Source organism: Acidovorax sp. 99 (assembly GCF_003096455.1).
GTDB classification, from domain to species: Bacteria; Pseudomonadota; Gammaproteobacteria; order Burkholderiales; family Burkholderiaceae_C; genus Acidovorax; species Acidovorax delafieldii.
In genome coordinates this window covers 4,717,383-4,743,133 of record NZ_QEKU01000001.1, presented here as the reverse complement: position 1 = coordinate 4,743,133, position 25,751 = coordinate 4,717,383, and the positions used below count along the sequence as shown (strand labels likewise).

Here is a 25,751-nt window from a genome sequence, read left to right as displayed (position 1 = left end):
CTGCGGGCCGATCGGGGCATGTCGTTGGGTCAGTTACGGCGCACAAACACCACGTCCCACACCCCATGGCCCAGTCGCAGGCCTCGGTTTTCGAACTTGGTCAGCGGGCGGTAGTCGGGTTGCGGTGCAAAGCCGTCTGCGGTGTTTTGCAGCAGGGGCTCGGCGCTCAGCACCTGCAGCATCTGCTCTGCGTAGGGTTGCCAGTCGGTGGCGCAATGCAGGTAGCCGCCGGGCTTGAGGCGTGCAGCCAGCTTGGCCACCAGCGGGGGCTGGATCAGGCGGCGCTTGTTGTGCTTTTTCTTGTGCCAGGGGTCGGGGAAGAAGATGTGCACGCCGTCGAGGACGCCGGGCGGCAGCATGTGGTCGATCACCTCCACGGCGTCGTGCTGCAAGATGCGGATGTTGGTCAGCCCTTGTTCGCCAATGCGCTTGAGCAGGGCGCCCACGCCGGGTTCATGCACCTCGCAGCACAGAAAGTTGTCGTCAGGCCGCACGCGGGCAATATGGGCCGTGGCCTCGCCCATGCCAAAACCGATCTCCAGCACCAGCGGCGCGCTGCGGCCAAAGGCGGCGGTGGCGTCCAGCGGGGCAGCGGTGTAGGGCAGCACAAAACGCGGGCCGAAGTCTTCAAAGGCCTTGGCCTGGCCCGTGGTGGTGCGGCCGGCGCGGCGCACAAAGCTCTTGATAGTTTTGGGGTAGGTCACACCGGCGGGGGCAGATCCCGGTGCGGTGGGCGCTGCGGGGACGGTGGAGGCTGCGGGCGCAGCACTGGCGGGGGCGGAGGCTGTGGTCAATTCGGTCACGGTGGGCCATTGTAGTTTCGTCGCCACGCCGCGACCCACTGTGCCAGTGCGTCGGCTATGCAAATGTTGTGCAGATTTGCCACAGCGGGCAAGCCCAGGGCCAGCGCGGCGTGCGACAAGGCCCGTAAAGGGTTGTCCAGGTTCAGCGCCTGCGCGCCGTTTTGTTTGGAGAGCTTTTCGCCGTTGTCACCGCACACCAGGGGGGTGTGCAGATAGCGCGGCGTGGGCAGCCCCAGCGCCTGCTGAAGCAGGATCTGGCGCGGGGTGTTGTCGGCCAGGTCTTCCCCCCGGACCACGTCGGTGATGCCCTGGTCGGCATCGTCCACCACCACGGCCAGCTGGTAAGCCCACAACCCGTCTGCGCGGCGCAGCACAAAGTCGCCTACGGTGTTAGCCACCTGTTGCTGCTGGCGTCCCAGGCGGCGGTCGCGCCACTGCAGAATTCCGTCTGCTACTGAATAGATAGCGCTCCAGGCATGATCCACTAGCGCAATCGGCTGTTTTGGCTTGAAGTCTGTGGCATTGAAGCGCCAGGAGCGCCCCGTGCGGCCGTGCAGCCCCTGGCGGCAGGTGCCGGGGTAAGGCAGCGCGGCATGCCTCTCGCGGGCATGGCCCTGGGCGGCATGGGCGTCTTCGATGTCCTTGCGTGAGCAAGCGCAGGGGTAGGCATCGCCCTGCGCCACCAGCTGGTCCAGGGCGCGCTGGTACAGACTGCTGCGCGCAGACTGCCACTGGGGCGGGGCATCGGGGTGCAGGCCACAGGTAGCCAGTTGCTGCAGGATGAAGGTGTCCGCCCCTGGCACGCAGCGGGGCTGGTCCACATCCTCGATGCGCACCAGCCACCGGCCGTTGTGTGCACGTGCATCCAGCCAGCTGGCCAGCGCGGCCACCAGAGAGCCCGCATGCAGCGGGCCCGTGGGGGAGGGGGCAAACCGCCCCACATAGCGCCCCACATTGCGCTCCTCTGGGCGTGCTGTGGGGCTGCCCTCGTTGTGCGGCGTTGCTCCTACGCCCCCCGTCATGCCACGGCAAGTGCCAGTTCCAGGCCCGACACAAAGGCATCTTCCAGCCGGTGCCCCAGGCACCAGTCTCCGCACGCACCCAGCCCGGCCTTGGCATCCCACAGGTGGCTCTTGCCCAGCGGGTGGGTGGTTTGCGCGTAGCGCCAGCGGCGGGTGTCGGCATGCGCAGGCTCGGCCCGGATGCCAGTGACCTCGGCAAATGCCTTGAGCAGCTTGGCCTGCACGCGGGCTTCGTCGTCTTCGAGGTGTTCTGCCGACCAGGCGGGGCTGGCCTGCACCGTCCAGCGCTCCACCACATTGCGCCCCGGCTTGGACGACTCGCGCGCCAGCCATGCAATGCGGTGGTGGGTGCTGCGCGCAGCGTTCCATTGCGGGCCCAGTGTGGTCAGGCCCGGGCGCACGGCCTGGGGGTAGGCCAGCATCAGGGTCCAGCAGGGGGCAATGGCGACCTTGGACATGGCGTCGGCCAGCGGGGAGTCGAGTCCGGAGCCGGAAATCAGGGCCTGCGCAGGCACGGAGGGCTGGGCCAGCAGCACGGCATCGAAGCCTGCGTACACATGTTGCTCGCCGCCTGCGCCTTCGGTGCGCAATTGCCAGCCGGGTGCGTTCACGGCGTCGGGTTCGATGCGGGTGACGCGGGTGTGGGTGATGAGCTGGCCTGCTTGAACCAGGGGGTCGGCCCAGGTGGTGACCAGCGACTGCATGCCCGGGCTGGCCACCCAATGGGCCTCGCGGTGGGGCAGGCCCACGGCGGCTACGCGGCCTGCAGCGTCCAGCACCTGGACCGAATTGGCGCTCCAGCGCTTGCAGATGCCGGGCACGGTGTCGATGGCGCGGGCAAAACGCGGGTCGCGCACGGTGAAATATTGGGCGCCGGCATCAAAGTTGCCAAAGGGGCTGTCGATGGTGGCGGTGCGGCCACCGGCCTGGTGGGATTTTTCGAACACCGTCACCCGGTGGCCGGCCTGGACCAGGGTGCGGGCGCAGGCAATGCCCGCCATGCCTGCGCCGATGATGGCGAAGTGGCGCTGCGGTTTGCCGGAGGGGGTGATGGGGGTGGCGGGCGCTGCGGAGGCCGCAGGGATCAGGGCGCTGGTGCGTCGGAGCCGTTTGGCGGGGAGAGGATCAGGTTTGCTCATGGGAGGCCTTTCGGTGACGGTCGGCAAAAGAAATGCGATGCAGAACCAACAGGAACCACTCTACACGCGGTGCCGGCCTGTGCGCACTTGATCAGGGTCACAAATGATGGTGGTTTTCCAGCAGAGCGCGGCGTGTGGCGGGACTTTGCAGCTGGTTCAGCCACCACTGCAGCGCGCGGCCGGGTGCGGTGAAGCCAGGACCACCCCAGGCGTAGTGCACGCGCACGTTGCGTTCGGGCCGGGCCACGCGGCGCGCCACCAGGCGCCCGGCTTCCAGGTAAGGGCGCACCATGGGTTCGGGCAGAAAGCCTCCGCCCAGGCCGCGCAACTGCACGCGCACCTTGGCCTGCATGGTGTCCACCGTCAGCACGTCCTGCCCGCCCAGCAGGCCCATGGTAGCGCCGCCACGCGTGGCCGAATCGGCCACGGCCACGGCGCGGTGCTCCAGCAGCGTGGCGTCGGAGATGGGCTCGGGCGCGGTGGCCAGTGGGTGATGGGGCGCCACCACGTAGATGAAGAGCACATCGCCCAGCAGCCCTTGCTGCAGGCCGGCCACGTTGTTGCTGGCCACCGAAACGCCAATGGCCAGGTCTGCGCGGCCGGAGGTCAGCGCCTCCAGCGTGCCGGTCATGATGCCGTCGCGCAGCTTGAGGCGTGTGGGGGGCTTCATGGCGTAGAACGCGTCCACCAGCTCCAGCAGGGTGTGGGGCGAGATGATGCCGTCCACCGACAGTGTGAGCTGCGGCTCCCAGCCCGTGGCCACGCGGCGTACGCGGTGGGCCACGGCGTCGATGTCCTGCAGCAGGCGCGCGCCTTCGCGCAGCAGCTCTACCCCGGCCTCGGTGGGGCGGGCCTGGCGGGCGCTGCGGTCGAACAGCAGCACGTCCAGTGCGTCTTCGATCTGGCGCACGCGGTAGGTGAGGGCGCTGGGCACCAGGCCCAGCTGCCGTGCTGCGGCGGCAAAGCTGCCGGCCTCGGCAATCACCTGCAGCATGGTCAGTGCATCGGGGGTGAGGACATCGCGGGCGTTTTGCATGGTGACACCATGTTAATTCAGATTATTTGAACATTTCCATCAATCCGTCTGTGCCCGCAGCGGGTGTGGCAGTCCTACAGTCGAGTCTTGAAAGGAGCACTCACATGCTGACTGTTCGTAAATCGCAAGACCGGGGCCACGCCGACCATGGCTGGCTCAATTCCTTCCACAGCTTCTCGTTCGCCGGGTACTACGACCCTGCCCACATGGGCTTTGGCAACCTGCGCGTCATCAACGAAGACCGCATTGCGCCGGGCACCGGGTTTGGCACCCATGGCCACCGCGACATGGAAATCATCAGCTACGTGCTGTCGGGCGAACTGGCCCACAAGGACAGCATGGGCAACGTCAAGGGCATCCCGCCCGGTGACGTGCAGCGCATGAGCGCAGGCACCGGCGTCCAGCACAGCGAGTTCAACCACGCTGCTGGCCAGACCACGCATTTTCTGCAGATATGGATCGAGCCCAACGTACGCGGCATCCCGCCCAGCTACGAGCAAAAGACCTTTGCCGAGGCTGAAAAGCGCGGCGCCCTGCGCCTGGTGGCATCGCCCGACGGCGCCCAGGGCTCGGTGAAGATCCATGCTGACGCAGCCTTGTATGCGGGCTTGCTGGATGGTGACGAGTCCGCCACCCTGGCGCTGAACCCCGCCCGCAAGACCTATGTGCACCTGGTGCGTGGCGCGCTGAGCGCCAACGGCCAGGCCCTGTCGGGCGGCGACGCGCTGCTGATGGAAAAGGAAACCACCTTGTCGTTGACCGATGGCCACGACGCCGAGGTGCTGGTGTTTGACCTGGCCGCCTGATCTTTACCTCGTCACCACTTTCACTCAGGAGTTCTTCACCATGTTCACATCCCTGCAAAACCCTCTGGCCCTGGCATCGCGCCTGCTGCTGGCCGCCCTGTTCCTGCCTGCGGGCATCAGCAAACTGACCGGCTTTGCCGGCACCGTGGGCTACATCACCTCGGTGGGCCTGCCCATGCCCACGGTGGCGGCAGCGGTTGCGGCGGCGGTCGAAGTGCTGGGCAGCCTGGCGCTGATCTTTGGCGTGGGCACCCGGTTTGCCGCACTGGCGTTGGCCTTCTTCACGCTGGTGGCCAGCTTCTTCTTTCATGCCTACTGGAACCTGCCCGCTGACAAGCAAATGATGCAGCAGCTCATGTTCTTCAAGAACGTGGGCGTGACCGGCGGCCTGCTGGCCCTGGCAGTGTTTGGCGCCGGCGCCTGGAGCCTGGACGCACGCCGCTCGGACCGCTGATCCGGTTGGCATGGAAAGGGCCTGCAACCCGCAGGGGTGCAGGTTCTGGCATTCAATCTCGTCGTTGGTTGTCGTTCTGTTGGTAGTTCTTTTGGTTCTTTCCCCTGGTCTCGTTCCCTCATCGTTTCAACAGGAGTTATCTCATGGCACACATCGCAGTTGTTTACCACTCGGGTTATGGTCACACGCAGCGCCTGGCGCAGTCTGTGGCGGAAGGTGCAGGCGCCCAGCTGGTCGCCATTGATGCGGAGGGCAACCTGCCCGAAGGCGGCTGGGAAACGCTGGCCGCTGCCAGTGCCATCATCTTTGGCTCGCCGACCTACATGGCGGGCCCCAGCTGGCAGTTCAAGAAATTTGCCGACGCCTCGTCCAAGCCCTGGTTCAGCCAGGCCTGGAAGGACAAGCTGTTCGCTGGCTTTACCAACAGCGCTAGCACCAACGGCGACAAGCAGATCACGCTGGACTACATGTTCCACCTGGCCATGCAGCACGGTGGCATCTGGGTGGGCAACGGCATGATGCCCGCCAACTCCAAGGCGGCCACGCGCAACGATGTGAACTGGATCGGCTCGTTCAGCGGCGCCATGTCCCAGTCGCCGTCGGACGCCTCGGCCGCCGAGATGTTCCCTGGCGACCTGGAGACGGGCAAGCAGTTTGGCCAGCGTGTGGCCGACGTGGCCCGACGCCTCTCTCGTTAAGGCGCAGCCGCCTTTTTGGCGCTACAGTGGCGCGCCCCAGCACAACCAGGAGAACACCCCATGGCAGTTGAATTGCGGCGCGTCCCCGGCGCGCCCATGGCCCAGACCGTGCACATCCGTGCGCACGACCTTGTGGCCGATGGCAGTGTGGAAGAGGGCGGCACCGACAGCGGCCCGAGCCCGCACGATCTGTATGACGCTGCCCTGGGGGCCTGCAAGGCGCTCACGGTGTTGTGGTATGCGCGCCGCAAGGGCCTGCCGGTGGACGATGTGCAGACCGTGGTCGAGCGCGACGCCTCGGCCGAGCGTGCGGGCGTCTACCGTCTCGCAACCCGGCTGCAGGTCAGCGGTGACCTCACCGATGCCCAGATCGCCGAGCTGGAAACCGTGGCGCAGAAATGCCCGGTTCACAAGCTGATGACCACGGTGACGACCGAGATCAGCACCGTGGTGGAGCGTGCGGCATGAGCGATACCCCCAGCACTTCTTTTCTGCCCCTCACGGGCCATGCCAAGGACCTGGGCGGCGGTTTCACTGTGCGTCGCCTGCTGCCCGCAGTGCAGCGCAAGGCCGTAGGGCCCTTCCTGTTTTTCGACCACTTCGGTCCGGTGACCGTGGCACCGGGCGACAGCCACGACGTGCGGCCCCATCCGCACATCGGTTTGGCGACGGTGACCTACCTGTTCTCGGGCGCCATCATGCACCGCGACAGCCTGGGCTATGTGCAGCAGATCGAACCAGGCGCCATCAACTGGATGACGGCCGGGCGGGGCATCGTGCACTCCGAGCGCCGCCCGGAGAGCCTGGCGAACCAGGCTTATGTGAACCATGGCATCCAGCTTTGGGCTGCGTTGCCGGCCGCCCACGAGGAAGCCGACCCCTCGTTTGTACACACGCCTGCGGCGGCCATTCCGGAGCTGCTGGTGGATGGCGCCACCGTGCGGGTGTTGATTGGCGAGGCCTTTGGTCAGACCTCGCCGGTGGCCACGTATTCGCGCACCTTGTACCTGGACATTCAGTTGTCTGCCGGCGCCACGATAGAGATTCCGGCGCTGGTGCCCGAGCTGGCGGTGTACACCGTGGATGCACCCGTGTCGCTGAACGGCGATGAGGTGCCTGCGCACATTCTGGCTGTGGCGGAACCCGGCCAGCCCCTGCGTTTGACGGCGGGTGAGAGTGCCGTGCGCCTGATGGTGATTGGCGGCGAGCCGCTGGATGCGCCACGCCACATGTGGTGGAACTTTGTCTCCAGCCGCAAGGACCGTATCGTGCAGGCCGCCAGCGACTGGGAGGCCCAGGCCATGGGCCAGGTGCCGGGCGAGGTGGAGTGGATACCCCTGCCGGAACACCGCTTCAAGGCGTGATCAAAGCGTGATATGTGGATAAAAATGGGCTGTAGCGCTAGTACATAAAGCGCTGGCAGCTCATTATTTGATAGCGACTTCTGTAGCGGCTGCAGCCGCTGTAGGCGTGTCGATGGCGAGCCCGGTGTCCAGCACGCGGCGCTCGTCAAACACAAAACACCCGCCGTGGTAGTGTGCGCCGTCTGTCAGCTCAAAGTACTTCAGGATGCCACCCTCCAGCTGGTAGACATGGGGCAGGCCTTCCTCGCGCATGAGGATGGCGGCTTTTTCGCAGCGGATGCCGCCGGTGCAGAAGCTCACCACCGTCTTGTCCTGCAGTTCGCTTTTGTGCGCGCGCAGTGCAGGGGGAAACTCGGTGAACTTGTCGATGCGCCAGTCGATGGCGTTGTCGAACGTGCCTGCGTCCACCTCGAAGGCGTTGCGGGTATCGAGCGTGACCACTTCGCGGCCGTCGTCGTCATGGCCTTGGTCCAGCCAGCGGCGCAGTGTGGCCGGGTCTACCGAAGGCGCACGGCCTGCGGCGGGGCGGATGGTGGGGTGGTCCATGCGGATGATCTCGCGCTTGACCTTGACCAGCATCTTGCGAAACGGCACCGTGGCCGACCAGCTCTCCTTGGGCTCCAGGTCGGCAAAGCGTTCGTCGGTACGCAGCTGAGCCACAAAACCCCGCACAGCTTCGGCCGGACCCGCCAGAAAGAAGTTGATGCCCTCTTCGGCCAGCAGGATGGTGCCCTTGAGATGGGCGGCCACTGCACGCTCATGCAGCACATCGCGCAGCGCGGCGGCATCGGGCAGCGGCACGAACCTGTAGCAGGAGATGTTGAGGACGGTGTCGGTAGTGTTCACGGCAGTAAAAATGCACAAAGGCCCGCTGGCGGGCCTGTGGGTCACGGTGGCCGGGCTGCGCCTCATGCGCCGCCCGGCGTATCCGAGTCAGGCAGCAGGCGACAGCAGTGTGGACTCGATCTTGTTGGCCAGCTGGGCAATGGCCAGTGCCGCCGGGCAGCCGGGGGTCTGCAGCAGCAGCAGCTGGCGGCGCATCACGGCGTCGCGCACCGAGGGGTCGGCCGGGATGTCGCCCATGTGGATCAGCCGCATGGGGCGACCGGATTCGGTACTCACAAAGCGGTCGAGCACCTGCTGCAGCTGGCTGGTGATGGCGCGGCCATCGCCCGGACGCGCCGCCTGGTTGATGACCATGCGCACATGCTGGCGTTTTTGCTGCATGGCCAGCACCTTGATGGCAGCGTAGGCGTCGGTGAGCGAAGTGGGCTCGGGCGTGGCCACGATCAGCACCTCGGAGGCCAGGGACACCGAGAACAGCACCACGTCGGAGATACCGGCGCCGGTATCGAGCAGCACCACGTCGTAGCGCGGCGTGAGCGCCTGGATCACGTTCAGGAACTGGTTGCGCACTTCGGGCGTGAGGCGTGAATACTCCACCATGCCCGAGCCGGCCAGCAGCACGTCAAAGCCACCGGGCGCGGCGATCACGGCGTCGTCCAGCGCGGCCTTGCCGGTGAACACGTCGTGCAGGGTGATCTTGGGGTGCAGGTTCAGCACCACGTCCAGGTTGGCCAGGCCCAGGTCGGCGTCGAGCACCAGCACGCGCTGGCCTCGGCGGGTGAGGGCGGCGGCCAGGTTGGCCGATACGAAAGTCTTGCCCACACCACCTTTGCCGCTGGTCACCGCAATGATGCGGGCGCCAGAAGCGGCCGAGGCCAGGGGGGCGGCAGGGCCTGCAGGGGCTGCAGGTGTGGTGGGTTGGGGGGACAGCGCGTCGCTCATCATCTAACTTTCAGTAGGCGCTGCCTGTTGGGTTGGGGTCCAGTGGAGGCAGGTCGCCCCAACCCGAGGGGGTGTAGAGCGGGCCAAACAACAGGCTTTTCTCTTCGGCACTGACGGTGCTGTCGGGTTGTTCCTCGATGCTGACGCGGTTGCGGCCCGACGCCTTGGCCTGGTAGAGCTGGTGGTCGGCCCGGTCGGTCCACAGCAGGGTGGTGGAGCGGATCCACTGCATGGCGAACGCGCCACCGATGCTCACGGTGACGTTCAGCTCCACCGTGGGAGAAATGCGGATGGGCGTGTTGGCCACCGCGCGCCGGATGCGTTCTGCCACCACGCGGCCAAAGGCAGCCTGACAGGCGGGCAGCACCACGGCAAATTCTTCACCGCCGTAGCGGGCCAAGGTGTCCATGGGGCGCACGCAAGCACTGAGCGTGCGGGCCACTGACTGCAACACCACGTCACCAGCCAGGTGGCCGTGGGTGTCGTTCACCTTTTTGAAATGGTCGAGGTCCAGCATCAGCAGCAGTGCTGCCTCGCCTGAGCGTGTGACGCGGTCGATCTCGCGCTCGAGCACCGCGCGGAAATGTCTGCGGTTGGCCAGGCCAGTGAGCGGGTCTTTGAGCGACAGCTCGCACAGGCCATCGATGAGACCCTGCAGGTACTGAGAAGGCACCTCGCGGTGCAGTGCTGCCTCGCTGCCGCCGGCCTGAGCCACCAGAGCGTGAGCAGTATCCAGGCGAAGGTCGCGCAGATCTACCAGATGAGAGGCCGCAGAGTCAGACACAAATTGGAACAATGAGAGTTAGGCAAGTGTACCAGCGCGCCAGCAAGAACAGGGCCAACGCAAGGCCGGCGCAGCGTAGGTAAAACCCGGCTCACGCCCGCGCCACGGGCTGGGGAAGCTGCTGCAGCGCCACCAGCGCCTCGGCATCGGTGCGGTACATGGCCAGCCCGGGGCCCAGCTTCAGCAACCCCGCCTGCCGCAAGACCTGCTCTGCTGGCAGCTTCAGTCCGCTCAGATGCAATGTCCCACCCCGCAGTTCCATTTGCGCCAGCAACTGGGCGAAGGTTTCCACGCCGGTCACATCGATGCGGTTGATGGGCTGCGCCAGCAGACACAGGTGCAGCACCTCGGGGTGGGCGGCCAAGTGTTCGGTCACGCGCCGCTCCAGAGCGCTGGCAGAGGCAAAGTCCAGCTCCGCATCCATGCGCAACGCCAGGAGCCGGGGTGCCAGTGGCGGCAAGTGCCACAGGTGCCGGTCGCGCAGGCTTCCATCAGGGTGCAGGCCCACTTCAATGATGCGCGGGTGCAGTCGCTGGTAGAGAAAGTGGCTCAGATTCATCAGCAAGCCCACCAGCACGCCCCAGTACATGCGCGGCGCCGTGGCCAGGGTCAGGGCAAAGGTGACGCCGCCGATCACTGCCTCTACCCGCGACACCCGCCACAGCCTCATCAGGGTGCCCGGTTTGATGAGGCTGGTGACGGCCGTGACCACGACCGCCGCCAGCACCGACTGCGGCACGTGGTACAGCGCGGGCGTCAGCCACAGCAGCACAACCAGCACCAGGCTGATCGCAAACAGTGTGGCCCAGCCCGTCTTGGCACCGGCGTAGAGGTTGATGGCCGAGCGTGAAAACGACGCACTCGTGGCAAAACTGCCGCACAGGCCACTGCTGATCTTGGCCAGGCCCTGGCCAATCAGGTCCTGGTTTTCGTTCCACTGCTCCTTGGAGCGCTGGCTTTCCACCTTGGCGCTCGATGCCGTCTCCAGAAAGCTCACCAGCGTCACCACCAGCACGGGCATGACCAATGCACTGAAGCTGGACCAGGGCAGGGCGCCGGGCCAATAGGGCGCTGGCAAGCCGGATGGCAAGGCGCCCACCACTGCGCCACCTGCATCGGCATAACCCAGGGCCCAGCTCAGAGCACCCGCAGCACCCACCACCACGATGGCCGCCGGGAACTGGGGCAACACGCGGCGCGCCAGCATCAGCAAAGCGAGGCTTCCCAGGCCGAAGCCCGCTGCAGTCAGGTCGAACAGCCCCAGTGATGGCGTAGACAGCAGGGCGCCCCAGTCGGCAGCCCGCAACCCGGTCAGTGCACCCAACTGCGACCCCAGGATCAGCAAGGCCGCCGCCTGCGTAAAACCATTGAGTACGGGTGAGGTCACGAGGTTGAGCAACCAGCCAAAGCGCGCCATGCCCATCACCATCTGCAGTAGACCCGACAGCAGGGCCATCCATGCCGCCAGGGCCACCCACTGCGCACTGCCTGGCTCGGCCAGGCCGGTGAGCGAGGCGCCGATCAGCAAACTGGTGAGCGCCGTGGGCCCCACCCCCAGCCGGGTGGATGAACTGAACAGCACGGCGACCAACGCCGGAATCAGCGATGCGTAAATGCCCGTGACCAGCGGCATGCCCGCCAGCGCCGCATAGGCCACACCCTGCGGCACCAGCATCAGCCCCACCGTCATGCCCGCCCAGAACTCCCCTTTGAGCAGTTGTCGGTCAGGGCGGGGCCATTTCAAAAAAGGAAGCCAACGGGCGAGCGAAGACACGGTCATGCCCCGATTGTCACCCGCTCCGCAGGGAGTGCGGCCGATGCGCGTCTGGCGTTGCCGTCCTACAAGCACTTCGGCGATGTCCGACCCGCAAGCCGCGGCCCGCTGCCTACAGTGAGGCCATGTTTCAACCGCAAGGAGTCATTGCATGAACCCCAAGAATCTGATCGACCGTCCCGCCCATCGCGTTGCGAGCATTCTGGCCGTGAGTGCCCTGGCCTTGGGCCTGGCCGCCTGCAACAAGACCGAAGAGCCCACCGTGGGCCAGCGCCTGGACTCTGCCGTCGAAAAGACCGAACAAGCCGCAGCTGACGCACGTGTGAAGGCCGAGGGCGCGATGCAGAACGCAGAGACCAAGATGGAGCAGGGCGCGGCCAATGCGGAAGCCACGGCCAAGCAGGCAGCCAACTCCGCCAAGGGCGTCATCGACGATGCCACCATCACCGCCCAGGTGAGCGCGGGCCTGGCCAAGGACCCCGACCTGAGTGCCGTCAAGATCAATGTAGACACTGTCAACGGCAAGGTCACGCTGAACGGGCCCGCACCCTCCACGGTGGCCCGTGACCGCGCCGAGACCATCGCCAAGGGCGTGAGTGGCGTGACCTCGGTGAACAACCAGCTGGTCGTAACGGCTGGTTAATGCCAACCTGCAGGGCTTGGGGTGCATGCACCCCAAGCCCTGCGGTGTGATCGCCAAGCGATCTGAGCGCCGCCCGGGTCACTCCGGGCGGCGCGCTACCATGGCTGGCATGAAAGACCACGACATTGATCTTGCCACCCATATCGTCCACCACGACTACCAGCCTCCGGCCGGGTTTGTAGCTCCCCAACCGGGGGTTTTTAAGGCCTCTACCGTCATCTTTCCCAGCGTTGCGGCCATGCGCTCGCGCGAGTGGAAAGACAAAAGCGGATACACCTACGGGCTGCACGGCACGCCCACGACCTTCATCCTCGAAGAGCGCCTGTGTGCGCTGGAGGGCGGTCTGCAGTGTGTGCTGGTGCCCAGTGGCTTGGCGGCCATTGCCAACGTGGGGTTGGCGCTCCTCAAGCCCGGCGATGAGGTGCTGATCCCCGACAACGCCTACGGACCCGGCAAGGATCTGGCCAATGGTGAACTCGCCCGGTTCGGGATCACCCATGTGTTTTACGACCCGTTGGATCCGGCCGACCTGGTTGCCCGCATCACGCCGGCCACCCGTCTGGTCTGGCTGGAGGCGCCGGGCTCTGTCAGCATGGAGTTTCCGGACCTGTGCGAGCAGGTGCGCATTTGCCGCGATAGGGGCGTGACAACCGCGCTGGACAACACCTGGGGCGCGGGCCTGGCGTTTGCGCCCTTTGACCTGACGGGCGACGGCAGCCTGGGGGTGGACATCTCGGCCCATGCGCTCACCAAGTATCCGAGCGGTGGAGGTGATGTGCTCATGGGCAGCGTGATCACGCGCGACCCGGGCCTGCACATGAAGATCAAGCTGACGCACATGCGGCTGGGACTGGGCGTGGGGGCCAACGACGCCGAGGCCGTGCTGCGTGCGCTGCCCAGCATCGGACTGCGCTATCGCGCCCACGATGACGCTGCCCGCCACCTGGCGCGGTGGTGTCAGCAGCAACCCGCCATTGCGCAAGTGCTGCACCCCGCGCTGGAAGGCGCGCCCGGCCATGCACACTGGAAGGGCCTGTGTGGCGCTGCTCACGGCGGGCAGGGGCTGGCAGCTGGCCTGTTCAGCGTGATGATCGACGCCCGGTACACCCAACAGCAAGTGGATGCCTTCTGCGACGGCTTGCGCTTGTTCAAGCTGGGCTACAGCTGGGGCGGCCCCATGAGCCTGGTTGTCCCTTACAACATTGCCAGCATGCGCAGTCGGCCGCCCGCCCATTTGAAGCCGGGCACGCTGGTGCGGTTTTCGATCGGCCTGGAGGCTGTGGAGGATCTGCGGCGCGACCTGCAACAGGCGATGGAACGCGCCTTCACCCAGGGCTGAGCGGCCTCGGCAAGGGTCCGGCGCTGCCCACTGCCGCTGGATTTCGTGTGGGATACGGGCTTTCCTCAGTGGCGCCGCCGAACGGGCGGGCTTAGTGTGGCGGCATGAACGCGACATCCTCCAAGCCTGCGCCGGACACCCTTGGCACACCAGACACCTCCGAGGCCCGGCAGGCGGAGGCCATTGCCGACCGCGTGAAGGCCCAGACCGCGCAGCCCGTGCAGCTGCAGCCGTTGCGCGTGGCTGACCCCTTCCGGTGGCTGCGGCGCGGCCTGGACGATGTGCGCGCCGCGCCGGGCATTGCCTTGTTCTATGGCGTGTGCTTCTGGGTCATGGCGGGGGTGCTGGGCTGGGTGTTCCGCACGCGGCCTGAATACACCATGTCGCTCGCCAGTGGCTGTCTGCTGGTGGGGCCATTTCTGGCCATGGGGCTGTATGACACCAGCCGTCGGCGCGAGGCGGGCCTGAAGCCGCAGCTGAGCGAATCCCTTACCTGCTGGGACAGCCACATGGGCAGCATGGGCATGCTGGTGCTGGTGCTGGTGGTGCTGGAGCTGCTTTGGGGCAGGGCCTCGCTGGTGGTGTTTGCCGTGTTCTTCAACACCGGCATGCCCTCGACCACCGGCGTGCTGCAGGCGGTGTTCAACCCGCAGAACTGGAGCTTTGTGGCGGTGTACACGGTGGTGGGCGGTGTGTTTGCGGCGCTGGTGTTTTCCACCTCCGTGGTGTCCATCCCCATGATTCTGGACCGCGACACCGACGCGCTGACTGCGGGCATCACCAGCATGCGTGTGGTGATTGAAAACCCGGGCGTGATGCTGCTGTGGGGGGCATTGATCACCCTCATCGTGGCCGTCTCGCTGTGGTTCTGGGGGGTGGGCCTGGTGCTGGCGGGGCCTGTGCTGGGCTTTGCCAGCTGGCATGCGTACCGAGCTGCCGTCATTCCGCTGCAGCGCACCCCGGCAGGGGCCTGAAAACCCCGTCCTGTTACAGTGAGTCTCAACTTCAGGAAGCAACTACCTTGGCAACACCCAACTACGGATACGAAAAACGCCAGCGCGAACTCGCCAAAAAACAGAAAAAGGAAGAGAAGCTGAGGGCCAAAACACAGCGCAGGCCGAACGATCCGCAAGGGGATGACCAGCCCGCTGACGACCAGTCAGCGGGCGCTGCAGGCCATCCCGAGCAGCCTGCAGGCTGAGTGACCTGGCTGCGTCACAGGGGTCCGCTGCACCAATCGCCGCGCTTTGTGCATCTGCGGTCTCTGGCGGTCTGCAGCGTTGCAGATACTCGCAATAGCTACGGCTATTGCTGCGTTTTGCGCCTGGCAGCCCCTCCCGATCCGCAGCGCACACTGACCGCTCGATGCGTGCAGCGAATCCCTAACGCAGCAGCTTTTTGAGCTCTGGCCACACGTTGGCCAGCATTTGCGGATGCGCTTCGGCGCGAGGGTGAATGCGGTCGGGCTGGAACAGGCGGGTCGGGTCTGGTCCGTCAGCCACACCCTTCAAGAAAAATGGCACCACAGCCGCCTTGTGGGCCTGCGCCACGGTGGTGAACAGGCCCGCAAACTTGTTCGCGTAGTCGGTGCCATAGTTGGGTGGCACCTGCATACCCACCAGCAAGACCTTGGCCCCGGCCTTTTGCGCCGCCTGGGTCATCCAGGCCAGGTTCTCTTCGGTGTTCTTGAGCGGCAGGCCGCGCAGGGCATCGTTGCCCCCCAGTTCAATCACCACATGGCTGGGCTTGTGCTGCGCGAGCAGTGCAGCCAGGCGCGAGCGGCCGCCCGAGGTGGTCTCGCCGCTCACGCTGGCATTGACCACGGTGGCTGCGAGCTTGTCTTGCGCCAGTTGTTTTTCCAGCAGTGCCACCCAGCCCGTGCCCCGCGCCAGGCCGTATTCGGCGCTGAGCGAATCCCCCAGCACCAGAATCACCGAAGGGCGTCCGGCAGTCCCTGCCTTGGTGGCGGCCTGCGCAAAGGCCGTGGGCGCACAAAGCCCCACCACCAGGCCGATAGATGCGCTCAGGATAAAGTGGCGCCGTTGCTGCAGATTGCGAATCAAAGTAAAGAGCCTTTCATGTCCGAACCCTCCCCGCTGCCCAAGACACCGCCCGCCAGCCCCATCATTGCCGTGGAGCATGTGTTCAAGTCGGTGACGGATTCCACCGGAACCCTCGACATTCTGCGGGATATCGATTTCCGCCTGGCTGCCAGGGAAACGGCGGCCATCGTCGGCGCCTCGGGCTCGGGCAAGAGCACGCTGCTGTCCATCATCGCGGGGCTCGATACTCCCACGCGCGGAACGGTGCGGCTGGACGGCCACGACTTGTTTGCCATCGATGAAGATGCGCGGGCTGCATTGCGGGCCCAGAAGGTGGGTTTTGTGTTCCAGAGCTTCCAGCTCATGGGCAACCTCACAGCGCTGGAGAACGTCATGCTGCCGCTGGAGCTGGCCGACCGCCGCGATGCACGCAAAGCCGCCACCGAGATGCTGGCGCGCGTGGGGCTGGGGCAGCGCCTGTCGCACTACCCCAAGGTGCTGTCGGGCGGCGAGCAGCAGCGCGTGGCCCTTGCCCGGGCGTTTGTGGTGCAGCCTGCCGTGCTACTGGCCGATGAGCCCACGGGCAGCCTGGACTTTGCGACGGGCGAAACCATCATGAAGCTCATGTTCGAGCTCAACCGCGAGTTGGGCACAACGCTGGTGCTGGTGACCCACGACCGCGCGATCGCCGCGCAGTGCGAGCGGCGCATCACGATCGATGCAGGGCGCGTGGTGTGAGTGGTGGGCGGGGTTTTTGAGTGTTTTGGGCCGCAGGCGCTAGTGAAACATGTGCAAGTAGCTATGAATTTGATAGTGGTCTGAGGGAGTGGGCTGCGCCCAGCGGATAATCCCCCCATGTCCAGCCCCAAAGTTCTCTTCGGCTTTCACGCCGTGGGCGTGCGTCTGAAGACCGCGCCGCAATCCATCATCGAGATTTACTACGAAGCCACGCGCCGCGATGCGCGCATGCGCCAGTTTCTCGACCGTGCCCGCGAGGCCGGTGCCCGCCTCATCGAAGCCGACAGCGTGCGCATTGCCAAGCTGGCGGGCAGCCATGGCCACCAGGGTGTGGCCGCGCGCGTGGAGCCCGTGGCGCAGGTCACCTCGCTCGATGAGCTGCTGGAAAACCTCGAAGCCGCAGGCATCGAGCAGCCCCTGCTGCTGGTGCTGGACGGCGTGACCGACCCGCACAACCTGGGTGCCTGCCTGCGTGTGGCCGACGGCGCTGGTGCCCATGCCGTCATCGCCCCCAAGGACCACGCCGTGGGCATCAACGCCACCGTGGCCAAGGTGGCCAGCGGTGCGGCCGAGACCATGCCGTATTTCATGGTCACCAACCTCTCGCGCACCCTGAACGAACTCAAGGAGCGCAACATCTGGTGCATCGGCACCAGCGACGATGCGCCCAAGACCATTTACCAGGTGGACCTGAAAGGCCCCGTGGCCCTGGTGCTGGGCGCCGAGGGCGACGGCATGCGCCAGCTCACGCGCAAGACCTGCGATGAGCTGGTCAGCATCCCCATGAAGGGCGCGGTCGAGAGCCTGAACGTGTCCGTGGCCAGCGGCGTGTGCCTGTACGAGGCGCTGCGCCAGAGGACTTGATCCTCGGCCCGCTGGCTCCACCGAGGAGGGCACCATGCTGGACACCGTGAAAGCCTGGGTCCGGCAAAGCCAGCGCATCGCCGTGCTGACGGGCGCAGGGGTCAGCGCCGAATCTGGCGTGCCCACCTTCCGCGATGTGCAGACGGGCTACTGGGCGCAGTTCCGCCCCGAAGACATGGCGACCGAGGCAGGTTTTCGCGCTCACCCACAGCGGGTGTGGGACTGGTACCAGTACCGGCGCGACCTGCTGGCTGGCGTGTCGCCCAACGCAGGGCATCTGGCGCTGGCCGACTTTCAGCGCCGCCACCCCGACTGCATCACCCTCATCACCCAGAACGTGGACGGGCTGCACCAGCGCGCGGGCAGCACCGGCGTGCTGTGCCTGCACGGCGACATTTTTCAGGACCGCTGGCTCGACACCCCGCGCAACTGCTGCTTCATCGACCACGCAGTGGCCGGCCACCCGCCGTATTGCGACCGCTGCGGCAACCTGCTGCGCCCGGGCGTGGTGTGGTTTGGCGAGCCTTTGCCGCTGGCGACGTTGGAGGCCGCCGAACAGGCGGCCAACCAGTGCGACCTGATGCTGGTGGTGGGCACGGCCGGTGCGGTGTACCCCGCAGCGGGTCTTGCCCACCAGGCTCGGGCCGCCGGTGCCAGGGTGGTGGTGCTCAACCCCGCGCCCAGTGCGTTGGACGATGCAGCGCACGCGGTGCTGCGTGGCACGGCGGCGACGGTGCTGCCGCAGTTGCTGGGCGATTGAGCGGGTGTGCGTGGCGCAGGCGCTCAGCCCCGGGTTGCGCGGTGCTGCAGGGGCTCACACGCTGTCGAATCCCGGTAGAAACCCTGATTTGACGTACTCCTGCCACCCTTTGTCGCACAGCTGACAGGCGGGGAGGCGCTCTGGCCGGTAGCCTGCTCCACCTTTGTTTTATCTGCCCTGCACACCATGAGCCGTCGCCACTTTCTTTTGCGTGCCACCCAGGCCGTTGCCGCCACTGGCCTGCCCGCATGGGCCCACACCGCGATGGCGGCAGAGGAGGCGTTGACTGCGCGCTCCATCACCCTGGGCTGTTCCATTGCCCTGACGGGCCCGCTCGGCCAGGCAGGCATCGAGCAGGTGGCGGGCATGAAGGCCGCGTTTGCCGAGGTGAATGCCGCCGGTGGCGTGTTGGGCCGCGAGATCCGCATGGAGGTCAAGGACGACGGCTACGTGGCTGCACGCACGCTGAAGAACGTGACCGAGATGGTGGAGGCGCAGTCGGTGTTCGCACTGATCTCGCCGCTGGGCACGGCCAACACCGCGTCCATCCTGCCACTCATCGAGTCCAAGGGCATTCCCACCGTGGGCCCGGTGACCGGCGCCACATCGCTGCGCGCAGCGGCCAACAAGCACGTGTTCTTCCTGCGCCCCAGCTACCGCGAAGAAACCCAGCGCCTGGTCAAGCAGATCGTGGAGATGGGCCTCAAGCGCATTGCGGTGGTGTACCTGGACAACCCGTTTGGCAAAGAGGTGCTCAAGGACATGTCAACTGCGCTGGACGAGATCAAGGTCGAGCGCGGCGGCGAGTTTGCACTGGCCGTGGACGGCAAGAACGGCACCGAGCTGGCCGACAAGGTGGCGGCCGAGCGCCCCGGCGCCGTGCTGCTGGCCACCACGGGCACGGCCAACACCGCGTTTGTGCAGGCCTTCCGTGCCAAGGCGCAAGGCGTGCCGCTGGCTGGCCTGTCCGTCACCGTGATCTCGTCGGAGCTGCCCAAGCTGGCGGCCTCCACGCGCGGCCTGGCGCTGGTGCAAGTGTTCCCTGATGCCAATTCGCAAAAGTCGGTGGCGGTGCGCAAGTTCCAGGCCACGATGAAGGCCACGGGCGGTGACCCGGCATTCTTGAACAGCAACAGCGCGCTGGAAGGCTGGCTCAACGCGCAGATCATGATCGAAGGCCTGAAGAACGCGGGCAAGGAGCCCACACGCGAGCGCCTGCGCGCCGGGCTGACCGCCATCCGCTCGCTGTCGTTTGGCGACTTCAACGTGGGCTTTGGCAACAAGGCGCCGTACATCGGCTCGGACGCCATCTACCTGGCGATCTACGCGGAGAACGGTCGCCGGATCAGCTGATGGGCTTATGGGCTTATGGGCTGAGGGGCGTCATTCCGTTCACCCCGCAACCCGTCAAGCCATACGCCAAGGGCCCGCGCACGCGCGGGCCCTTTTGTTTGGATTCAGCCTTGGGCACTGGCGGCGTCCAGCTGGGCCAGCGCATCACTGTCCAGTTGCAGCTGGGTGGCCTTGACCAGCTCGTGCAGCTGGGCCACTGACGTGGCGCTGGCAATGGGCGCGGTGATGCCCGGTTGCACCATCTGCCAGGCCACGGCCACCTGGCCGGGCGTGGCGTTGTAGCGTTGTGCCACGGCGTCCAGCGCCGCCAGAATGCGCAGCCCCCGGTCGTTGAGGTACTTGGCCGTGGTGTTGGCACCGCGTGTGCTCTTGGCGGCGTCGGCCACCGTGCGGTACTTGCCCGTGAGGAACCCGGCGGCCAGCGCATAAAAGTTGATCACGCCGACCTGCTGCTGCACGCACAGCGGCTGCAGCGCGTCTTCAAACACGGCGCGGTCGTACAGGTTGAACAGCGGCTGCAGGCTTTCGTAGCGCGGCAAGCCCAGGCGTTCGCTGGTCTGCAGGGCCTCCTGCAAGCGCGCGGCGCTGTAGTTGGAGGCGCCAATGGCACGCACCTTGCCGGCCCGGATCAGGTCGGCATACGCGCCCAGCGTGTCGGCCAGCGGCACGGTGGTGTCGTCGTCGTGTGACTGGTACAGGTCGATGTGGTCGGTTTGCAGGCGCTGTAGCGATGCCTCCACCGCCTGGCGGATGTAGGCGGGGCGCAGGCCCACCTTGCCATCCCCCATGTCCTTGCCCACCTTGGTGGCCAGCACGATGTGGTGGCGCTTTCCGCTGCGCTTGAGCCAGCGGCCGATCACCGATTCGGATTCGCCCCCGGTGTGCCCCGGTGCCCAGCGCGAGTACACATCGGCGGTGTCGATGAAGTTGAAGCCCGCGTCCACCCACGCGTCGAGCAGTGCGAACGAGGTGGCTTCATCGGCCGTCCAGCCAAACACATTGCCGCCAAAACACAGGGGCGAGACCTGCAGGCCCGATCGGCCCAGGGAGCGGAGTTGCATGGATGTGCCTTTCAAAAAAGAGAAAGAAATCGTGCCCGTTGCCGGGGTTGCGCAGCACCCCCCGGTCTCTCAAACCCTCAGACCAGCCCCAGCGCACCCAGCAGTGCACCGGCGCCCAGCATCCACAGCAGGTGCAGCTTGGTGCGCCACACCAGCACCGTGGCCGTGGCGGTCAGCAGCCACAGGGGCCAGTCGGTGGTCCATTCGCCATGGGCGCGGGCCAGCACCCAGGACGTGGCGACCAGCAGGCCGATCACGACCGGGGCCATGCCCTGCTTGAAGGCGCGCACGCCGCGCCGCTCGCGGTTGCGGTGGCCCCAGCGCGTGGCCGTCCAGGTCAGCAGGCTGCTGGGCAGCATCACGCCCAGCATGCACACCGCCATGCCCAGGGCGCCCAGTAGCCAGCCGGCCACGCCAGGGCCGCCGGCGTTGATGCCGACGTTCCAGCCCAGCAGGGCAATGAACAACACGTTCGGGCCCGGGGCCGCCTGGGCGATGGCGATGGAGGCGTTGAACTGCGGGTCGGTCAGCCACGCCTGGCGTTCGACCAGGAACCGGTGCATGTCGGGCGCGGTGGCAATGGCGCCGCCCACGGCCAGCAGCGACAGCGACAGGTAGTACAGGAAGAGGTTGAACCAGTCGCCGATGCTCAGGGCCATCAGCGGTGCGGTGAGGGGGGCGGCAGTGCTCATGGCGCGAGCTTTCTCCAGGTCAGCAGGCAGGCGGCCCCGCCGATTACCGGCAGGATCCAGAACAGCGGCCAGCGCAGCCAAGCCATGGCGATGATGGTCAGCGCCGTGATGGCCAGGCACAGGGGGCGACCCAGTGGGTGGTTGCGGATGGAGACAAACAGCTTGATGCCCACCCCGGCAATCAGGCCCGCCGCCACAGCTCCCATGCCACGCAACGCGCCGGCCACGGCTGGTTGGGCCGAGAACTGCGCGTACACCACCGCCAGTGCCAGCACCAGCATGAGCGGAAAGGTCAGCATGCCCGCCAGCGCCGCAAACGCGCCGCGCAGGCCAAAGTAGCGGTCCCCAATCATGATGCTGAGGTTGACCACGTTGGGGCCCGGCATGATCTGCGCCACGGCCCAGTCTTCGACGAACTCCTCGTTGGTCATCCAGCGCTTTTTCTCCACCAGCTCGCGCTGCACCACCGCCAGCACCCCCCCAAAGCCCTGCAGGGCCAGCCAGGTGAAGGACCAGAACAGGTCGGTCGGGTTGCGGGGCTGCGGGCGCGCGGGCGTTTCGGGGGAAGGAGGCGAGGCGGTGGCGGGTGCCATGGGTGCAAGATGGAGTGAAAGGTGGCTGATGCGCCGGTGATTCGTGCCTCGATAGCTATCATTGTGATAGCTGCTGGGTGAAGCGGCGGCCCCCGTGATGTTACGCGCGCGCCGGGCTGTGTGCTGGCAGCGGGGCGTCGCCATCGGGCAAGTCTGGGGCGGCCAATCGTGCACACGCGCAAGGCGGCGTGCCGCTATGCTGGTGGGTGGTCTAAGAGACACATTCATCCCAAGAGACAAGGACACCCCATGAAACTCATCCGCTACGGCCAGCCTGGTGCAGAACGCCCCGGCCTGGTAGACGCCCAGGGCACGCTGCGTGACCTGTCCATGCTGTTGCCCGATATCGGCCCCGCACAGCTCAACCCCCGCACCTTGTCCGCGCTGGCCGCCATCGACGCCAGCCGCCTGCCTGCGGTGTATGGCTCGCCCCGTCTGGGCAGCCCGGTAGGCAGTGTGGGCAAGATCGTGTGTGTGGGCCTCAACTATGCCGACCACGCCAAAGAGGCGGGCATGCAGCCGCCCGCCGAGCCGGTGCTGTTCATGAAAGCCGTGACCGCGCTGAGCGGCCCCAACGACGATGTGCGCATTCCCCCCGGCGCGACCAAGACCGACTGGGAGGTGGAATTGGGCATCGTCATCGGCACCCGCGCCCGCCATGTGGCCGAGGCCGATGCATTGAGCCATGTTGCCGGATATGTGCTGGCCAACGATGTGTCCGAGCGTGCCTGGCAGATGGAGCGCGGCGGCCAGTGGGACAAGGGCAAGAGCTATGACACCTTTGCGCCCATCGGCCCCTGGCTGGTCACGGCCGACGAGGTGGCCGACCCCCACGCCATCGACCTGTGGCTGGAGGTGAACGGCCAGCGCGTGCAAAACGGCAGCACACGCAATTTCATTTTTGGTGTGCCCACCGTGGTGTCGTACATCAGCCAGTTCCTGACCCTGGAGCCGGGCGACCTCATCCTGACTGGCACCCCCGCGGGCGTGGGCCTGGGGCAAAAGCCCGCACCGCGGTTCCTCAAACCCGGCGATGTGGTGCGCCTGGGTGCCACGGGGCTGGGCGAGCAACTGCAAAAGTACGTCGGTGGTTGAGGTCTCCTACAGCGGCTCCTGACTTGGCGGGGGAGGTTGGCGGGGGGCTGTGCACCCGTCCAACCTGCATCCGCATGACCGGAGGGCTTGGTGGCCGCTTCAGGCGTGTTCGGCGTCGTCAGGCCAATTTGCCCTTGAGCGCATGCCCCAGCGTGCGCCAGCCGGCTTGCTCTGCATGCGCCACCTTGAAGATCCTGAGATCCGCCTGGCTCTCGCGTTTGACTTTGAAAATCTTGAAGCTGGCCTGGTTCTCGTAGTTCACAAAGAACCACAGCGCATCGCCCGTGGCCTGTGTGGCGTAGCCCACCTCGTGCCAGCACAGGTCGGCCTGGCTCTCATAGGCCACTTCGCACACGCGTGCATCGGCCTGGTTCTCGTATTTCACTTCCAGAATTTTGGCCACGGGCGTCCTTTGGGTTGTTGGTCTGCTAGCGCTGGGAGCCTGCAAACGGCAGCCCTTTGCAGGTTTCAGCCGAGAGGTGGGCGGCAGCGCGGCCCACCAAGATAATGCAAAACCGCTGGCATCGTGTTGGCGGCGGTGCAAGAGGATGTAAGAGCCCGCTGCGGCCACGTGTTGGTTTGGCTTGTCGGAAGTGTGCATGTATGGTGCTGGCTTGTACCTTTGACTTTGGAAGCCCCCATGCCCCATACCGCGCGCCGTGCTCATACCGAGGGCCACCGTTCTGACCGCATTGGCTGGCTACGCGCCGCGGTGCTGGGGGCCAATGACGGCATCGTCTCCACCGCCAGCCTGGTGGTAGGTGTGGCGGCCGCGCAGTCCAGCCAGTCCACCATCGTGATGACGGCGGTGGCCGGGCTGGTGGCGGGTGCCATGTCGATGGCGGCGGGCGAATATGTGTCGGTGCATTCGCAGGCCGATACCGAAAAGGCGGACCTGGACCGAGAGCGGGCCGAGCTGGCCGCTGACCCGGCGGCCGAGGCGCGCGAACTGACCGCCATCTACGTCGCCCGAGGCCTGACGCCTGAACTGGCTCAGCAGGTGTCGGCGCAACTCATGGCGCACGATGCGCTGGGCGCCCATGCGCGGGACGAGCTGCAGGTGTCCCAGGCACTCGCTGCCCGTCCGGTGCAGGCGGCCCTGACCTCGGCGGCCAGCTTTGCGGTGGGGGCCGCACTGCCGCTGGCTGTTGCTGTGGTGTCGCCTGCCAGCAGCCTGCTGTATGCGGTGGCAGGTTCTGCACTGGTGTTTTTGGCATTGCTCGGGGCCTTGGCTGCACACACAGGCGGCGCGGGGATGGCTGTGGGTGCCTGGCGTGTGACCTTTTGGGGCGCACTGGCCATGGCTATCACGGCGGGGGTGGGCGCGTGGTTTGGGGCGCCGGTGTAAGGGCGCCGGAAAAGGCCACCAATGATCCAAAGCCTCAGCGCAAGCACCTTCCGCACTGGGCACGAGTATTTGAACCAGATATCGGAGCCAAATCGGTGTTTAGCGCTAGTGAAATATGCGCTGACAGCTATAAAATTGTGAGCAATCAGCCCCCGCCTGCCGTACCCGGACGGGTGCCCTGGCTGATGCGGACGGCACCGGACAGCCGCTGCTGCACGGTGGTGCGCACTGCAGGTGGCGCATCGTGCAGCAGCAAGGGCCAGTCGGCCTGGGCCTGTTTGACCACATCGCGCAGCAGCGCCAGGTGCCGGGGCACCCGCAGCAGCCCGGCGGATTTCATCAGGCCTTCCATGTCGTCCCAGGTCAGTGCCCGCAGGGTTTTGTCGATGGCGCGGTTCACCGCATATTGCTGGTCGGGCACGCCTTCAAAAAAAGCGGCCACGCACACCGGGTCGTACACCGGGGCCAGTTGGGGCACGCGGCCGTCGGGGTAGACCAGGGCCCAGTTCTTCAGGTGCGCGTCGGTGTTGCCCATCAGGATGAACGCGACCATGCGCGCCAGAAACTCGCGCGTGTCCTGCACGGGTTGGCGGCTCAGTCGGTTGAGCACGCGCAGCATGGTGGCCCAGTCCTGCAGCACGCCCCTGCCATGGGTTTTGCCGTACTTTTGGCGCGGCGTGTAGCCCAGTACCTGGTTGAACTCCTCCATGTGCACGCGTGCGCCGCCGGGCAGGTGGTCAAACCGCTGTACGGCCAATATTTCGTTGAAGGGCACGGCGTCGGGCAGGTCGGCCTCGGCGCGGGTGATGACTTGCACATCGGCGCAATGCAGGCCCAGCGCCTTGCACAGCTGGTAGCCCGTGTACTCGTTGGCCACCAGATCGGGGTGGGCGGTGGTGGGCAGCTTCAGGATGACGCTGCCCGCCGCGCCCCGGCGGTGCACGGTGTAGCGGCGGCCGTCCTGCACCGCGCTGAACTTGGTCACCACGCCCGGCAGCGAGGCGGCGTCTTCCACCGGGAACTCGACAAACCCCGGTTCCAGCACATCCAGCCCCTGGGTGGTGTGCCAGTAGCGCACCACGTCCGGGATGCCGTCTTGCGCGGGCACGGGCTCCACCTCCAGCGCGCCCATCAGGTCATGGCCTGCAGCGGCCAGCAGCTCGAACTCGTCGTCGGGGCTGCAGCCCCGCTCGCGCGCCAGCCGCTCGCGGTTGTGGCCCTCGGGCAGCAGGTTCTGAAAGTACACGGGCCAGCGCCCATCGGTGCGCACCAGCCGCGCATCGCGTGCTGATGCCAGGATTTGCTGCGTGGCGGCCTCGTCCGCACCCTGGTAGCTGAGCGACAGGGTGGGGCGCTGCGGGTTGCGGATGTAGCTCTCGTCGAAGGACACACGCAGGATGTCGCCGTACTGCGAGATGTAGCCAATCGCTTCACGACGGCTTGCTGTCGTACCTGACTCGCTCGCGCTGCCGTCCGCCTGCGGGGGGCGGTGCAGGTACAGGCGCAGGTAGCGGATGGAAGTGCTCATGGGGCTTGGGTCAGGCAGTGCGCTCGG

29 protein-coding genes are annotated in these 25,751 nt (G+C 66.3%); 15 read left to right on the top strand and 14 right to left on the bottom strand.

Annotated elements, in window-relative coordinates:
- Positions 1-29: 29 nt before the first annotated feature.
- The 4 genes from trmB to C8C95_RS21815 form a co-directional block, all read right to left on the bottom strand.
- Complete coding sequence (gene trmB, locus C8C95_RS21830) at positions 30-803, bottom strand: tRNA (guanosine(46)-N7)-methyltransferase TrmB (RefSeq protein WP_110958553.1); 774 nt, start codon at positions 801-803, stop codon at positions 30-32.
- Complete coding sequence (gene gluQRS, locus C8C95_RS21825) at positions 800-1,756, bottom strand: tRNA glutamyl-Q(34) synthetase GluQRS (protein WP_116750410.1); 957 nt, start codon at positions 1,754-1,756, stop codon at positions 800-802. The genes trmB and gluQRS overlap by 4 nt, the downstream gene beginning before the upstream one ends.
- Before the next feature lie 65 nt (positions 1,757-1,821).
- A complete protein-coding gene (locus C8C95_RS21820; protein ID WP_116749974.1) occupies positions 1,822-2,964 on the bottom strand; it encodes an FAD-dependent oxidoreductase in 1,143 nt (380 codons plus the stop codon).
- Positions 2,965-3,061: 97 nt separating this feature from the next.
- Positions 3,062-4,000, bottom strand: coding sequence for a LysR family transcriptional regulator (locus C8C95_RS21815; RefSeq protein ID WP_056744595.1), 939 nt, complete (start codon positions 3,998-4,000; stop codon positions 3,062-3,064).
- 104 nt (positions 4,001-4,104) lie between these two features.
- Here C8C95_RS21815 and C8C95_RS21810 point away from each other — a divergent pair, with 104 nt between their 5' ends.
- The 5 genes from C8C95_RS21810 to C8C95_RS21790 all read left to right on the top strand — a co-directional run bounded on the left by C8C95_RS21810 (position 4,105) and on the right by C8C95_RS21790 (position 7,322).
- Entirely contained in the window at positions 4,105-4,806 is a 702-nt protein-coding gene (locus tag C8C95_RS21810; protein ID WP_056063164.1) for a pirin family protein, read from the top strand.
- Positions 4,807-4,846: 40 nt separating this feature from the next.
- A complete protein-coding gene (locus tag C8C95_RS21805; RefSeq protein WP_116750409.1) occupies positions 4,847-5,260 on the top strand; it encodes a DoxX family protein in 414 nt (137 codons plus the stop codon).
- A 143-nt stretch (positions 5,261-5,403) separates the two neighbouring features.
- The gene (locus C8C95_RS21800) at positions 5,404-5,958 is read left to right on the top strand and encodes a flavodoxin family protein (RefSeq protein ID WP_108497527.1); all 555 of its coding nucleotides are present in this window, start codon (positions 5,404-5,406) and stop codon (positions 5,956-5,958) included.
- A 60-nt stretch (positions 5,959-6,018) separates the two neighbouring features.
- The gene (locus C8C95_RS21795; protein WP_015013939.1) at positions 6,019-6,426 is read left to right on the top strand and encodes an OsmC family protein; all 408 of its coding nucleotides are present in this window, start codon (positions 6,019-6,021) and stop codon (positions 6,424-6,426) included.
- On the top strand, positions 6,423-7,322 hold the full coding sequence (locus C8C95_RS21790) for a pirin family protein (RefSeq protein WP_116749973.1): 900 nt from the start codon (positions 6,423-6,425) through the stop codon (positions 7,320-7,322). Before C8C95_RS21795 ends, C8C95_RS21790 begins: the two co-directional genes overlap by 4 nt.
- 63 nt (positions 7,323-7,385) lie before the next feature.
- On the opposite strand, the gene C8C95_RS21785 is transcribed toward C8C95_RS21790, so the two are convergent.
- The 4 genes from C8C95_RS21785 to C8C95_RS21770 all read right to left on the bottom strand — a co-directional run bounded on the left by C8C95_RS21785 (position 7,386) and on the right by C8C95_RS21770 (position 11,674).
- Positions 7,386-8,168: a sulfurtransferase gene (locus tag C8C95_RS21785; protein ID WP_116750408.1), complete on the bottom strand. Its 783-nt coding sequence runs from the start codon at positions 8,166-8,168 to the stop codon at positions 7,386-7,388.
- A gap of 87 nt (positions 8,169-8,255) precedes the next feature.
- Entirely contained in the window at positions 8,256-9,110 is an 855-nt protein-coding gene (locus C8C95_RS21780) for a MinD/ParA family protein (protein WP_015013942.1), read from the bottom strand.
- Between the two features lie 10 nt (positions 9,111-9,120).
- A complete protein-coding gene (locus tag C8C95_RS21775) occupies positions 9,121-9,894 on the bottom strand; it encodes a GGDEF domain-containing protein (RefSeq protein WP_116750407.1) in 774 nt (257 codons plus the stop codon).
- Positions 9,895-9,985: 91 nt separating this feature from the next.
- Complete coding sequence (locus C8C95_RS21770; protein WP_116749972.1) at positions 9,986-11,674, bottom strand: SulP family inorganic anion transporter; 1,689 nt, start codon at positions 11,672-11,674, stop codon at positions 9,986-9,988.
- A gap of 145 nt (positions 11,675-11,819) precedes the next feature.
- On the opposite strand from C8C95_RS21770, the gene C8C95_RS21765 reads away from it, so the two are divergent.
- From C8C95_RS21765 to C8C95_RS21750, 4 genes are all read left to right on the top strand, one after another.
- Positions 11,820-12,311, top strand: coding sequence for a BON domain-containing protein (locus C8C95_RS21765; RefSeq protein ID WP_056063145.1), 492 nt, complete (start codon positions 11,820-11,822; stop codon positions 12,309-12,311).
- A gap of 100 nt (positions 12,312-12,411) precedes the next feature.
- Positions 12,412-13,650, top strand: a complete 1,239-nt coding sequence (locus tag C8C95_RS21760; RefSeq protein ID WP_116749971.1) for a PLP-dependent transferase — start codon at positions 12,412-12,414, stop codon at positions 13,648-13,650.
- A 104-nt stretch (positions 13,651-13,754) separates the two neighbouring features.
- Positions 13,755-14,624 carry a DUF2189 domain-containing protein gene (locus C8C95_RS21755; RefSeq protein ID WP_243415749.1) on the top strand — a complete coding sequence of 290 codons (870 nt, stop codon included), beginning with the start codon at positions 13,755-13,757 and terminating at the stop codon, positions 14,622-14,624.
- A gap of 47 nt (positions 14,625-14,671) precedes the next feature.
- Positions 14,672-14,851, top strand: a complete 180-nt coding sequence (locus C8C95_RS21750) for a hypothetical protein (protein WP_116749970.1) — start codon at positions 14,672-14,674, stop codon at positions 14,849-14,851.
- A 181-nt stretch (positions 14,852-15,032) separates the two neighbouring features.
- Here C8C95_RS21750 and C8C95_RS21745 read toward each other — a convergent pair whose 3' ends face one another.
- Positions 15,033-15,713, bottom strand: a complete 681-nt coding sequence (locus C8C95_RS21745; protein ID WP_116749969.1) for an arylesterase — start codon at positions 15,711-15,713, stop codon at positions 15,033-15,035.
- Positions 15,714-15,728: 15 nt separating this feature from the next.
- Here C8C95_RS21745 and C8C95_RS21740 point away from each other — a divergent pair, with 15 nt between their 5' ends.
- The 4 genes from C8C95_RS21740 (at position 15,729) to C8C95_RS21725 (ending at position 19,407) form a co-directional block, all read left to right on the top strand.
- Positions 15,729-16,430 (top strand): ABC transporter ATP-binding protein, encoded by a 702-nt coding sequence (locus tag C8C95_RS21740; protein ID WP_116749968.1) that lies wholly within the window; start codon positions 15,729-15,731, stop codon positions 16,428-16,430.
- 117 nt (positions 16,431-16,547) lie between these two features.
- Positions 16,548-17,294 carry a 23S rRNA (guanosine(2251)-2'-O)-methyltransferase RlmB gene (gene rlmB / locus C8C95_RS21735; protein WP_056063133.1) on the top strand — a complete coding sequence of 249 codons (747 nt, stop codon included), beginning with the start codon at positions 16,548-16,550 and terminating at the stop codon, positions 17,292-17,294.
- A gap of 34 nt (positions 17,295-17,328) precedes the next feature.
- Positions 17,329-18,054 carry an NAD-dependent deacylase gene (locus C8C95_RS21730; RefSeq protein WP_116749967.1) on the top strand — a complete coding sequence of 242 codons (726 nt, stop codon included), beginning with the start codon at positions 17,329-17,331 and terminating at the stop codon, positions 18,052-18,054.
- A gap of 186 nt (positions 18,055-18,240) precedes the next feature.
- Positions 18,241-19,407, top strand: a complete 1,167-nt coding sequence (locus C8C95_RS21725) for an ABC transporter substrate-binding protein (RefSeq protein ID WP_116749966.1) — start codon at positions 18,241-18,243, stop codon at positions 19,405-19,407.
- 104 nt (positions 19,408-19,511) lie between these two features.
- On the opposite strand, the gene C8C95_RS21720 is transcribed toward C8C95_RS21725, so the two are convergent.
- The 3 genes from C8C95_RS21720 to C8C95_RS21710 form a co-directional block, all read right to left on the bottom strand.
- Positions 19,512-20,468, bottom strand: a complete 957-nt coding sequence (locus C8C95_RS21720; protein WP_116749965.1) for an aldo/keto reductase — start codon at positions 20,466-20,468, stop codon at positions 19,512-19,514.
- A gap of 77 nt (positions 20,469-20,545) precedes the next feature.
- Positions 20,546-21,160, bottom strand: coding sequence for a chromate transporter (locus C8C95_RS21715; protein WP_116749964.1), 615 nt, complete (start codon positions 21,158-21,160; stop codon positions 20,546-20,548).
- Entirely contained in the window at positions 21,157-21,753 is a 597-nt protein-coding gene (locus C8C95_RS21710; protein WP_015013955.1) for a chromate transporter, read from the bottom strand. Before C8C95_RS21710 ends, C8C95_RS21715 begins: the two co-directional genes overlap by 4 nt.
- Positions 21,754-22,002: 249 nt before the next feature.
- Between C8C95_RS21710 and C8C95_RS21705 the strand changes: the two genes are divergently transcribed.
- Positions 22,003-22,848 carry a fumarylacetoacetate hydrolase family protein gene (locus tag C8C95_RS21705; RefSeq protein WP_116749963.1) on the top strand — a complete coding sequence of 282 codons (846 nt, stop codon included), beginning with the start codon at positions 22,003-22,005 and terminating at the stop codon, positions 22,846-22,848.
- Positions 22,849-22,966: 118 nt separating this feature from the next.
- Here the strand turns inward: C8C95_RS21705 and C8C95_RS21700 are convergent, their stop codons facing one another.
- The gene (locus C8C95_RS21700) at positions 22,967-23,251 is read right to left on the bottom strand and encodes a DUF6150 family protein (protein WP_060987522.1); all 285 of its coding nucleotides are present in this window, start codon (positions 23,249-23,251) and stop codon (positions 22,967-22,969) included.
- A 237-nt stretch (positions 23,252-23,488) separates the two neighbouring features.
- On the opposite strand from C8C95_RS21700, the gene C8C95_RS21695 reads away from it, so the two are divergent.
- On the top strand, positions 23,489-24,196 hold the full coding sequence (locus C8C95_RS21695) for a VIT family protein (RefSeq protein WP_116749962.1): 708 nt from the start codon (positions 23,489-23,491) through the stop codon (positions 24,194-24,196).
- A 145-nt stretch (positions 24,197-24,341) separates the two neighbouring features.
- Here C8C95_RS21695 and C8C95_RS21690 read toward each other — a convergent pair whose 3' ends face one another.
- Entirely contained in the window at positions 24,342-25,724 is a 1,383-nt protein-coding gene (locus C8C95_RS21690) for a HipA domain-containing protein (protein WP_116749961.1), read from the bottom strand.
- Between the last annotated feature and the right edge of the window lie 27 nt (positions 25,725-25,751).